Annotated in this window: 8 protein-coding genes; all 8 read right to left on the reverse strand. The window is 41.4% G+C overall.

Going from position 1 to position 12,346, the window contains the following annotated elements:
• Positions 1 to 70: 70 nt before the first annotated feature.
• Entirely contained in the window at positions 71 to 3,436 is a 3,366-nt protein-coding gene (locus IUZ65_RS10395) for a DEAD/DEAH box helicase (RefSeq protein WP_195703658.1), read from the reverse strand.
• Complete coding sequence (locus tag IUZ65_RS10400) at positions 3,433 to 4,992, reverse strand: protein kinase domain-containing protein (protein ID WP_195703659.1); 1,560 nt, start codon at positions 4,990 to 4,992, stop codon at positions 3,433 to 3,435. Before IUZ65_RS10400 ends, IUZ65_RS10395 begins: the two co-directional genes overlap by 4 nt.
• Positions 4,993 to 5,003: 11 nt before the next feature.
• Positions 5,004 to 5,597, reverse strand: coding sequence for a hypothetical protein (locus IUZ65_RS10405; RefSeq protein ID WP_195703660.1), 594 nt, complete (start codon positions 5,595 to 5,597; stop codon positions 5,004 to 5,006).
• 18 nt (positions 5,598 to 5,615) lie between these two features.
• Entirely contained in the window at positions 5,616 to 6,287 is a 672-nt protein-coding gene (locus tag IUZ65_RS10410) for a hypothetical protein (protein ID WP_195703661.1), read from the reverse strand.
• Positions 6,287 to 9,286 (reverse strand): ATP-binding protein, encoded by a 3,000-nt coding sequence (locus IUZ65_RS10415; protein ID WP_195703662.1) that lies wholly within the window; start codon positions 9,284 to 9,286, stop codon positions 6,287 to 6,289. The genes IUZ65_RS10410 and IUZ65_RS10415 overlap by 1 nt, the downstream gene beginning before the upstream one ends.
• A 28-nt stretch (positions 9,287 to 9,314) precedes the next feature.
• Positions 9,315 to 9,995 (reverse strand): vWA domain-containing protein, encoded by a 681-nt coding sequence (locus IUZ65_RS10420; protein WP_195703663.1) that lies wholly within the window; start codon positions 9,993 to 9,995, stop codon positions 9,315 to 9,317.
• 157 nt (positions 9,996 to 10,152) lie between these two features.
• Entirely contained in the window at positions 10,153 to 11,268 is a 1,116-nt protein-coding gene (csm6, locus tag IUZ65_RS10425) for a CRISPR-associated ring nuclease Csm6 (protein ID WP_195703664.1), read from the reverse strand.
• Positions 11,269 to 11,404: 136 nt separating this feature from the next.
• Positions 11,405 to 12,346, reverse strand: a complete 942-nt coding sequence (locus IUZ65_RS10430) for a hypothetical protein (protein WP_195703665.1) — start codon at positions 12,344 to 12,346, stop codon at positions 11,405 to 11,407.

Here is a 12,346-nt window from a genome sequence, read left to right on the forward strand (position 1 = left end):
CTGGCGACTCGTAGCCCACTAATTTTTTCGTTGAAACTGATAACTTTTGGGCGATTATCTCCATCTATACTCACAATATCACCCCTTGCTCTTTAACCAACTGACAATAACCATACAGAGCCGGCACCGCATGCCCGGCAATTGGATGGTCTGCAAGTTTTATATCTCCGACCACTACCAATAACCTTTTTTGTCGGGTGACACTGACACATAAACGATTTGGTGACATTAAATGACCAAGTACTCTCGATTGCTCTTTTTTATCCTCACAATTTTGTTTTAAGTAACTTGAATTTTTCCGTAGATCTTGTGTCCGAACCATAGACAAAAACACAACATCAAATTCCATCCCCTGAAACGAATCGACGGTACCTATTCTTAACCTTTCTTCACCAGAAGGAAGTGTTCGGTATTCATCATTCACTTCCCACTCTCCTCGCTCTCTTGTCGTTATGCCATATTTACTCAACGCCTTAAATACAGCATTAACCTGCGCTTTATAAAAACTGATAATTCCAAAACTCAGCCCTTCCCCTTCCTGAGAGGTTAGCCAATCATTAACCTTTTCGGCGATTGCTTCAGCTTCACATAACCTATATCTACTGCGAGAACTGTCTCGCTTCTCTTCACCGTGACTATTGGGTATATACATCCAAGCGCAAGCTTTATCTTCAACACCTTTTAACCTTTGTTCGAATAACTTGGCAGGTAATGGCGACTGATAACCTTCATTGCTTGGCTCGTAAAAGTATTTACTAGCAAATTCACCCAATAACGGATGGCTGCGGAATTGGGCATCTAATGTTACAGTTCGCTGATAGCCATCTGCACTTTCCAGCGTTTTGAGACGACCAAACAAATACTCAAACATACTTTCTTCTGTTTTTGTCTGCTCCCCTTCTTCTAGCTGACGAGCTATTTCTTCATCAATGATATGCGGTAGCTGACGGTGGTCACCAACCAAAATAATTCTTTTCTCTGCTTGCGAAAGAGGTATTAGAAGATCCCTAGGACTACAACGTGCAGCTTCATCAATTATCACTGTGTCATATGACAAGCGCTTCGTTCCTACTCCACTATCTAGCTTTACGCTTCGAATATCTCGGCCCATAGACTGCTGAACTGTAGCTCCGAAGACCGCGTTGTATTCTGCTAAACTTCTTTTTATTCCATCCTTGTTGTGGTCCAACTCATATAGGAAATCTACTAGTGCATTATCTGTACGGTCAGAAAACTGTTTGTTTTTTGACAAAGTTTCAATTGATTGTTTAGCTGCTGACAGTACATCCTCTCTAGGCTTTGATACTCGATAGGCTCGCTTACGGCTATAACGCTTAAGTAGGTCACCTCTTAATGTTCTCAGTTCGGGAAGGAACTTTAGATCCTTACTTTCATTCCAAATCGAAGCGCATCTAAGCAAGGCTAGCTCTGAACTACCGAGTATGTCCTCCATCTCTAGATATAATGCCATTGCTCTTTCGGGACCATCGTCTTTAAAAGATCGCTCATGGCACCGTAAGGCCAGCACATGTGAAATCGTTTCAGAGACAGCTCCATTCTCAGTATCACTTAGTTCTTTAACCATATAACTGATTCTTTGGTTTAAGTGATGATCTAATGAAACATCAGAAATCTCTTGAAGCTGCTTCAACAAGCTTAGAGCAATTTCATTTGTGGGAGACGCCTGGTACAACGCCAGCTTACTTCTAACCACTCTTAAGGACTCGGAGGATACTAATTGTGGATTTTGTTTCCGAAGGTTATCTGCAATATTATCGCACCAACTTTCAATCTTCTGATCCACTCTATCTGGGCTAAATTCAGTCCCCGATTTTTTTCCAAATTTCACTGAAGGAAGTGAATTAATGCTCAAACGAGCCAATAAGTTCTCAACTGCATCATGCTGAAAACCAGATACCAGTATTTGTCCTTTGTAATTTCCAGTCTTTCTATACTCTTGGTTAAGTCGTTCAATTATTGCTGCTATAACCGTAGTTTTTCCTGTTCCTGGGGGGCCTTGGACTAACGCCATATCAGGAGTATTTAATGCCACTTTTATTGCCATTTCCTGACTAGGTGTCGGAGGATGAGCAAACACTTTTTCCCGAACAAAGGCGGTCAAGGGGGCAATAGTATTATGTCGCTTAGCTGTGCTTGGCTTTCCCTCTTCCTCTATTAATAATCCAAGTTGAGGATTTGCACTATTTCCTTCCAGAATCAGTTTCCGTGCCTGCATCCGTCTTTCTACCTGAATCTTGTCGCCATTTATTGACAAAACCAGTGCATGAACACCTTGTAATGGCTTTTGCTCAAGATCTAAAGTAATCCAGCTTTCTCCCCTCCCCTTTACTTCAACAACTTGACCTATAACCTTCTGAGCTGGATCTGAGTTCTTACGAGATTGGGGTTCAGAAGACTCCAGAAGAAACTCGCTGTAAGTTTTCCAGTCCATCGCGAGGTCATCAAGATAAACTGGCATTTGATCAACAATCTCTAGTTGAGAACCTTTTACTATTCCACTAGGGAGGTTTTCATGAAAAAATATTTTCACACCTCCAGAAACCACCTCTATAGATTTTTCTGAAGGAATAGGTAAGTAACCTACAGCTCTAGCTCTTTCTAAAAGTAATTCCCCTTCAATATCACCATATTTATCCCATGTTTTTAGGTAACTAGGCTGACTTTCATTTTCCAACAAAGATTTCAACTGGTGCTTGGAGAGTTCTTGCAGTTTTTTATCTCCATTCGATAATCTGAGCTGTCCCTTTGCCAATCGAATCGCACCTGGAGCTTTCTGACTCCAACCACTTGATATTCGCGATGCAGTCAATTGCAAGCTTCCCAGCGTATCACTCTGCTTTACAGCAAGCTGCACGTCATCACCAAGTAGTGAAAAGCCATCATCAAGTAACACTTCTTGCTCTTCTTCGAAGTCATTACCTTCCCATATAGCACCAGAAGCCCCTCCTGTTAAGAGAGGAAAATAGTATTCTCCCTCTTCGTAGATACTGCCTTTGAGAGTACATTTTTCTTCTAATAAGCTTGCAAGAGCACTCAAATTCTGCGACCTAAGACCTAATTTATTCGCCCTCACAAGTAGATCACTGTCGAGGTTAATATCAACTTCATCAAAGTGAAGCAAATCACCATTAAAAAAAGCAATTTGAAGTTGAATATGCCCATTTTTAGCAACCCGGCACACTTGAGCAAGATGAGCTGTATTTCGCTTTAAGTAATGAATAATGTCCGGCATTAATGTTTGATCTTGAAGGCGCACCACGTGACGCTTCATTCGAGTTACAATACGTAAACTCTGTCCATCAGAAGTAAGAGTGAGTGTTGCAAGACCCGGCTTAATCGATACTTTTTTGTCTTCAGGAACAACCCATACATCATCAAAAAAACTCGGCATACTACTAAAATGTTCTAGTTTCATGCACGTTCCCCACGCAGTTGTAAGTGAATTAGTCTTGGGTTTGCACTCTCTATGTAAAGATACAAGCCTTCATTTCCAATCTCGGGCGTGAACATTAAATCACCGGCAAGTCTTCTAAACTCGCCCTCATTTTCAGAGCTAGTCGCCCAATGAACTGATAGTGACTCATCTAAACACTTTAAAACAAATTGTTGTTTGTGTTTTTGTATCTCTATGAAATTTTTGGCGTTATCTTTCAAAGAAAAAGGTAGACCTAGGCGCTGTGGTACCATTAATACTTTATCTTCACTAACCTCTTTAGCCCATTCCCAAACCACAGTTTGTTTTGATTGGTTTGAATATGCCGTCATTTTTACATAACTAGGCAATGTATCTTGACAATACGGGCACTCTGTTTCGTGAGCATAATAAGTCATACCACAGCTTTGGCAGGCGATTGTTACATCCTCAGCCTGTGCTAATGCAGTGCTCCATAGGTACATATGTGTTCTTTTTCTCGGTTCTGTTCTTCCCTCTCCTAACGTTTTCTGACAGCAAACTTTCAGTTGTTCAGTCAAAACTAACTGCCGAGGAAGCCCCCTATTTGGAGCCTCATTGCTGTTGTCATTTATATCGTCAACAAAAGGAAGCATACCCAACTCCTTTCTCTTATCCGCCGAGAGTTCCGAGTCACAACCACCCGAGTCACTGCCACATTCGTCTTCATCAGCCCAGTCGCCATCGTCATCATTTCTCTCCAAAGCAATGCCATCAAACGGATTGGTCATAGACAACAGAATAAATACCATGACTGCGAAGGCATAGCTGTCAGATAACTGACTTGCATTACCTATCTCCTGAACTACTTCTGGCGCTCCATATCCAGGGGTAAAATAGTTGGTGCCTTTTGTTCCTTCATAACGAAGGTTATCAGCATCGATCATCCATACCTCTGAGCGCTCAACAGTATCTGAGATGAAGACGTTTCCCGGAGATAGATCCACATAGACAAAACCGTGTGCGTGCAACCTCGCAAGTATCGACGCGCATTTTGTTAAGGCCGTTAGTCTTCTCCGTAGGCCCCCACTCTTGAGGTAATAAATGATTTCTAAACTGAAGTAATTTCCCTTTCCCTTGTTAATTTCATCTTCTTGCTCAAACAACTTAGATAACCAGTCAGGTATTTCCCGCTCTTTGTACATAGCCTTCGCTTGAGCTTTTTTTAGAAAGAACTGCTCCCCAAACTCAACCATCCCCCCGACAAGTGGCATTATGTAACCTGCAGTATCTGACAAGCTCGCTGCTGGTAACGCCAGTGGAATATCTTCTGGGATAGGCAACAAGCTCAAACCTAGGTATTTTCTTTTGTGCCTTTCTATTTCATTAGGATCCGTCAGCATCTTCCTTGTCGCAGCATCAGCCAACGGTAGCTTAACCAACAGCTCAGGGTCATTAGTTTTACACACTACACCCTGACCACCACTAGTTAATATTCCGGTAAGCTCATGACGATGGAAATGCTCATCATCCACATCGAACGGAAAGTCAGATTCCAACAACGTATCTTTTATTTTCATAGCGCTCCCAGCTACTCCCAATCATCATCGTCATTCTGCGTTTGAGGAGACAGATCTTTTTCCATCTCACAATTAGTACTAATCTTGCGCGGTAGAGAATTACCCTCTGACTTATAAAGTAAGATCTGTAAAAGGGCTGGTAGGTTTTCACTTTTCACCACATTAAAATATTCGCCTGTATACCTTTCAAGGGAAGGGCTATCCGGTCCAACAGCAACCAAATTGAAGTCAATAGCATTCTTATTTGCTGCTTCTGACACTTGATCATCCAAGCAGAAACCGTCACTAAAAAGCAGTACTTTGCTTTTACTTGGCAACACCTTCAAGAAATCAGATAGACTCTTACTTTCTGCTCCACCTTCAAAAGAAATAGAACACTGCCTACTATCGATACCGTTTTCCAACGGCTTGACCTCATCTCTAAATAGGAAAAAGTTCACTTCAATGCTCTCAGAAATTTGAGCGGCATTTTGTTCAATATACTGGAGCACAAAGCGCGCCAGATTGATCTGCAAAGGCCCCTTTCCAAACACCGACATACTTCCTGAACCATCAAGTACTACATTCAGAATCGAAACATGGTTATTGATTTGCTCTAATCTCACTTAACTTATATCCCTTAGCTAGGCTGAGTTTTTCTTGGCATCAACAAAAAACTGCTCAACTTCTTGAGCTGTCATAGATTCTCCAAGGTAGCTTTCAAGTACATCATAGATTTTTTCGTGTTCACTAAATGGAAGTTTTCCTTTATTGAAGTCTTCCAGCTTAGGAACTACTTTCTCGGACTCAAATGTGTCCAAGAGAGGCTTGAACTGTTCAGGTTGAAGATTCATATTTACACCTGATAACCAGAACGAATCCGGGATTTCGACTTGATACTTGTCACTAATACCTTTCATTGCTACAGCAGTACCAAGAGCGCCGTACTTCAACTTATCTTCATCACGAAGAGAAGGGTTTGGCTTAAGTTCGATATCATTCCGAAGATGATCAATATACTCCTTATATGAATCAAAGTTATCTGACTTAACTCCGTTCATTGAAGCTTGTTCAGCTCGCATACCCAGGTCGTACAAATCATCTTCTTTGTGATCCTCTGTAAAAATCCCCCAGGCTTTAGCCACAAGGTCTACAGCTGTAAACACTTTTTCTGCAATCGGCAAACCAACCTGAATTGCATTAATAATGACTTTTCCTGCACTCACTAAACCAGCACCTAAAGTCGAGCATACAGTGCTAACAGCAGCACAAGCTGAACCAATAAGGGATATACCCACAGACACAATTCCAAACATTACATTTTTCTCCTATCTGAACTATCTAGGCCCATACGCCCAACTTTTATATCCTCTCCACTGATCAGGCAATTTATCGCCTTGTCTACTCTTAACCGCCAATCTTTTACTGACCTATAACCAACAGGTGGGTAAACATGATAGAGAAGGTGATCAATAACTATTTCCGTGTTTATCGTAGATTCAAAAGCCTTTTTTATAGACTGAACTACTTTTTCTTTACTTGTGTCACTTTGTTCAACCAAGAATTGTTCCCAGCAGAAAAACAGATCCGTCTCCTGAGAGAATTTAAGTAAATCGCTAACCTGTTGTTTTGTACTAATCGAACTTAGCCCAGAATGGCTTAACATTGGCAGTAGCCTTCGGCTGGTAGGCAATTGGCAGAACTCGATAAACCTTTCCCTAATCACTTTTTCAACTTCATTTAGTGGAAGGTCCGCTTGAGTTACCAACGCCGGGTCTACCTTAACTTGAACCTGTACGGCCTTCTGCCACCCCTGGCTAAACACAACGCAATGCCCTACATCCAACCTTGAAAGATACGTCTTCTGATCTTTTTCAAGAGCTATTGTGTTACCAATTGCATCCTTATCGTCTTGGGCAAACAACTTATGAACTATCTTTGTATTTGTGCTCTTCAACACTTCCGGCGTTAGCTTGCTCGGTATCTGATCAACAATTATCAATCCCTCTCCGTACTTTCTGATTTCAGCCAGCATGTCAGCAAACATTTCCACTGCCTGCTTTTTATTATTGCTTTCTGAAGGATCTGGATGAGCAAGCAAGCGATGAGCTTCCTCAATAAGAGTCAAGTGCCTAAAGTCGGGGTTTACCCTATGCTCATTCTTCAAGGCTTGAACCATATTGGTCATGATAAAAGCCATAATCAGAGACTTCTCTGCTCCATTGCGGATCTCTTCAAGCTCAATAACCACTCTTCGTTTTAATAGTGCCGCAAAATCGATAGAACGCAGGGTATTGAATATTTGCTTCTTAGAGCCAACCAACAAACCCTGCAAGCGGGCTTTGATGGAGCCTATATAATCATCCCGCAATCTTGCATCAAAGCCTTGCTCTTCAACAACTTCCTTACTAGCTTCCAACAAGTCCTGCATGATTGGGAATGGATAGACATTTTCAGCAAAAGGGTCTGGGAACTCTGGATGCCGGGAAGTAGTCAAATTCCAACCCATTTTTTCGTAGCAGCGATAGATTGCAGCTTCTAGAACTTGTGGTATGGCCGCCTCCATATCGAAAGAAGCAGCAAAACTGGCCTTCAGAATATCAACTCGAGCCGAAATTGATTCACCAGGCATTAATTCAAGTGGATTCAACCTGAATGCACCAAGCTCATCTCGTCCCGGTGTAAAAATCAGAAGATCATCAAACTCATCCATCAATGTTCGGTATTCAGTCTTCGCCGGCTCTATTACTAAAAAAGGAAGCTTGGCTTCTCTGAGTAGATGATGACAAGTTGTCGTTTTACCACTTCCCGTAACACCGGCAACAAACATATGCTTGTTGAGCTCTGAAATATTTAGACTTACATCATTATTAGGAATACTTCTGCCGTCTTGAACAAGTTCCCCTAAAACTAGTTTGTTACCTTCATCAACTTGAGGTGGGTTCAAGCCGAAGTTCACTTCTTCATTTAAAGCTATACCTGCCACTTCTTTCTGAGGCAATCCAGCGATAAGGGACAGTTCACGAGGAGAACAATACGTTCCCATGATAACTTTATCTCCTTCAACCAGACGGGACTTTAGGTGATGAAAAAGATATCCATTTGGCTCCTTCTGCCGGTTATTCAGTTCAATTGTTGGTATTTGTAGGTTTCTTAGCTCATTAACAATGGAAGGGTATTCACTAACCGACATAAAGTGTAAAGGGTAACAGTTCCCAGAGTTACCTGAAAAAACTGACATAGCCGTATTACTTAGGGTTAATAGCGAATGGTGGCTGGTGGCAAACAACGAGATCCCTGAGATAAATCCACCTCGACTGCGCCCGTAGTCAATTCTTGGTAATAAGACCTCATCAATATATGTCAGCCATTGCTGCGCTTTTCGGTTGTGTATCTCCGTTGAAACTGTCTGGCTCTCACCAGAGTTAACTGATACACCTTTATTTAATCCCTTACTTTCGGATGAATTACTACCCCAGGATTCACCACTATTAGTCGACTTGGACTTACCTTCAGACCCTGTATCCGATACATCTCCAGAGCTTGTAGCCTTACTTGTACCTGACGTTTCTGAATCACTTTCACCGGTATTTTTTGAGTAGTTACGACCTTTAGACGCCGTAGTACTCTTACCAAGACTCCTACCTTCTCCACTATTTTTTCCTTGTTGATATGACATCTTAGAAAGAGGAGCAAATAGTGCATAACCTTGATGAACGATCTGTTCCAGCTCTAGCAGTTGCTCATGCGTCATCGCTGATGCAGTTATAGCAAGGCAAAATTCTTGACCGAGCATCACATCAACGAGCCTGTCCATACCTTGGAAAAAATTGTTTTCGCCCTGCTCCTGGTTACCAACGGCCCCCTGCAAAACACCAACATGCTTAAATCTTTCAAGTTTACTCAGTAACTCATGCTTCTCTTCAACTTGATGAAGTTTGCTACCTCTAAAGTTTCCTTCAAAAACCGGCTTAAGAATGGAGTCCGCTATATTTTTTACACTTAAAGCCGGAGCGTTGTGCTGGTGGCTCCGAGCGATACCAAGATAAAGATCAACGCCAGTAGAACTACCATGTAAAAGGTATACAAGGCTGGCTCCAGAAAAACGAATACTACTGTAGACATTTTCGAGGGCTTCCCTCCGAGGCTCCTCAGAAAAGTGAGTAAGGCTATCTAACTTATAAAACTGATATTCATTCTCAGCCAAGTTGCTGGATACTACTAATTTCTTAGCCACTTTCACTGGAGTAGCAACATTATCCAATGCTTTCAGTAACTCTGCAGTTTGTACTGGTGTGATCAAATCTTGGTTCATATCATTTCCTGTTAATTGTCAACAGATTTTAGAACAGCTCATCATCTTCATATTCAGGCGTCTTCTGCACAGCTTGAGCCGAAACGTTGGCGACTTTATTCGGGTTCTGTGACTTACTACGAGCTGTAACTGACATGGTGATATAGCGGAAGCTATTTCTAATATCTGAGGCATTATCCGGAGTAAATAGCGGATATTCACAACCCTCAATAAAGCGATTTAAAACAGAGCGGTCCGCCCCCTCTCCGATGGCAACCGCCATTCGATCACACTTTGACGAACGGCCATTATTGACAAATTCATTCAATGGACCCTCCCATTCATCATTTGGTCCTCCATCTGACACAAGGACAATAGTCGGGCGATACGCACGAGAAGGAGTTACGTCTTTGTCCTCAATCATAGCTTTAGCCATCTTTAGTGCAGTCCCCATAGGAGTCATCCCACTTACCGATAGGTCCTGCCACTCAATATCAGTTGCTGATGTATATTGCGTATGCAGTTTTACATCTGCACCGAATGTAATCGCAGAAAGCTGGATTTCAATTTCTGATGTTTCTGAAGAAGAAAAGCTAGAAATCATCTCTCGAACTGCCAAATTTAGTTGGTCAATGCGGTCGCCACTCATACTGCCGCTTACATCCAATAGCAATACTACTGGAATTGGCTTCGCTGTTGGTGCAACAAACTTGCTCGGGTCAAAAACCATGTTGTAACTCCTTTCTTTAATTTGTGAATCAACTAACTAATTCTTGTATGTGTTAAGAATAGCGAAATGGCTGGTTTCAGGTTAATCGTAAGCTTATGAAAAGAAACATAAACACCAATAGCGGCTGTGTATATTGTACACAGCCGCTATTGGTAAATTATTCGATAGAAAAGTCGATACTGGGATCAATAGAATAAGTACTACCACCCTTTACACCATCAGAATGTACCTTCAGCCTTTCAACTACATCACTTGGCAATTGTTTTGCCAATTGCTTGTGTAGCTGGCTAAGAACAGGTTGAATAAACTGAGTGTTCATGGGCAACAAATGAACAAAGTGTTTCTGCTCCCAGTCCACATCATCCTCAAGACCAAATGTGCTATAGACTCTGACATCACCTTTCAGCTGATGAAAATGTGTTAGGTATTCTATTGAGTAATCACTGTTTTTCAGAAATGCTGTACTTATTTTTACCTTTCTATCCGGCTGAGAAAGCATAAACAAGTACATCGCCAATAGTTTACCAGAGAGTTTAATATCAACACCTAACGTACTTAGCGTCCTGGCTTTGTATGATATTTGGACCTTTAAAGGCTGATGAGCCGCATTCATTCTAGCTACAGTTTTAGAGAATGATGCTTCTTCAAATTGGGTAAGCAACTCGTTATTGAGCTGTTTGCGCATGCGAACGAACGGAATTTCAGCTAATGTTACGATCGCATCCTTTGTATTCAGATTAGAATCAGGCTTTTTACCTTCAATCCAGTTGTCTCTTAGGGTTGGAAAATAAAAATCTTTAACGAACTCAAACTCATCATTTACAAATACATGACTAAGGGAGTCTTGCTCTCTACCGTAAAGGGACATTGCATACCCCATGTAGAAAGCCATTGTCTTACGCCCACCAGCAATAGATGCATGAATGGCGATTGCCGAGTCTGCTGTCAACTCTGCAATCTTTCGGGTTATAAAGTCAGCCATTACAGCCTGATCTTCTTCTCCTTTCGCATCATCTAACTGATTACCATTACTATCAGATATCAACCAAATGTGTTCTTCATCAAAAGTGATATCTGGTAACTGGTACTCCTCAATTAACCTTTGCCAGTGACCTTGATTAAATAGCCCATCTACTAGCGTTTGTTTGGAGTTAAGGGTAGTAATCACATACACTTTTTCGGGAAATGATTTCCCCTGGGAATGCAAAGCGTACAGTGTTTCTGTTAACACTTGCGGACTAGCCCCCGTGACTGCAACCAAGACGTTTTTCATTTTAATTAGACTTTTTATTCTATAGTTATCAGCTCAATATACGCCGATACCGATATAAAACTTGTCACTTAACGAAAAAACGTTAGCAAGCGCACTTTTTGCACGCTTCACTGACTAATACTTGAGCAACCTACAACTAAGCAGCTGATTGCAGACGTTTAATAAGCACATCCAAAGGCAGCTGCTTCTCACGAATCATTTCTACTGTAGCTTCAATTTCACGTTCCTGGTTACACTCTACAGCCTGATAAATATCGTTTATCAGCTCGTCACTCTGCTCCTTACTCAACGTTTGCAAGACTAAAATCCGATCATTTTGTTTCATACTCATCAAGTCCTTGGCAGAGTTATTACCTTGCGAACCTAATACTGCAGCGGGATTAATCAATACATCATCATTCTGAGCAAGTTCAGAAGCAGGTTCTTTCAAATTTACAACTTTTGTGTTGTTCTTAGGATTGTGATTACTTACTTTTTTCTGCTTTACCTCTAGCTCTGAAACATTTCTACTTTCCAAAAGTGTGGCGTAATAAGCTGTTGTTGGCATCATGAAATCCAAATGATTCTTAACTACTTCTTCTAGTTTTTTAAGCTCATTAGGGGTCAGATAACATCCTTGTTTACGAGACTGAAGAGCAGCCTTTATTGAGTGTTTGATGGTGTCAGTGCGAAGTGCCTTCAAACCACCAACAGTCCCAGCCTTTAGAATTTTCGCTTTTTCTTGGCTCTTAAGAACAGAAATGCGAGTGCGAAGAGATTTAACGCAACTATTTATAAGTTTGTCATGCGACTGTTTCACAACTGTAGGTAAAGTAGGTTGAATGCTCTCTTCCAGTTGAACCACTTCTGACGTTACTGAGCGAAGTTCACGTTTTACTTCAGCTATGAAATTATTCAAAGACTTGCAGTCAGAAGGAGTAGAGCCCGTAAACAGAGGCTTACCAACTCCATTAATCAACACTTTTAAATGGTTGGTTTGAGTTTTCTCGTAAGAGAAAGGTATTTCTGTGCCCAAAAGTTCATTCAGAAATTTAATGACTCGCTTTTGGTATTTGCTATAACTATTTTGCTTACACAT

This window comes from Vibrio sp. VB16, from assembly GCF_015594925.2.
Taxonomy (GTDB): Bacteria; Pseudomonadota; Gammaproteobacteria; order Enterobacterales; family Vibrionaceae; genus Vibrio.

Excerpts from the sequence above, each read along its gene's own strand:
- csm6 (WP_195703664.1), bottom strand. The coding sequence starts at position 11,268 with ATGAAAAACGTCTTGGTTGCAGTCACGGGGGCTAGTCCGCAAGTGTTA.
- IUZ65_RS10415 (WP_195703662.1), bottom strand. The coding sequence starts at position 9,286 with ATGAACCAAGATTTGATCACACCAGTACAAACTGCAGAGTTACTGAAA.
- IUZ65_RS10400 (WP_195703659.1), bottom strand. The coding sequence starts at position 4,992 with ATGAAAATAAAAGATACGTTGTTGGAATCTGACTTTCCGTTCGATGTG.
- IUZ65_RS10420 (WP_195703663.1), bottom strand. The coding sequence starts at position 9,995 with ATGGTTTTTGACCCGAGCAAGTTTGTTGCACCAACAGCGAAGCCAATT.
- IUZ65_RS10410 (WP_195703661.1), bottom strand. The coding sequence starts at position 6,287 with ATGTTTGGAATTGTGTCTGTGGGTATATCCCTTATTGGTTCAGCTTGT.
- IUZ65_RS10430 (WP_195703665.1), bottom strand. The coding sequence starts at position 12,346 with ATGTGTAAGCAAAATAGTTATAGCAAATACCAAAAGCGAGTCATTAAA.
- IUZ65_RS10395 (WP_195703658.1), bottom strand. The coding sequence starts at position 3,436 with ATGAAACTAGAACATTTTAGTAGTATGCCGAGTTTTTTTGATGATGTA.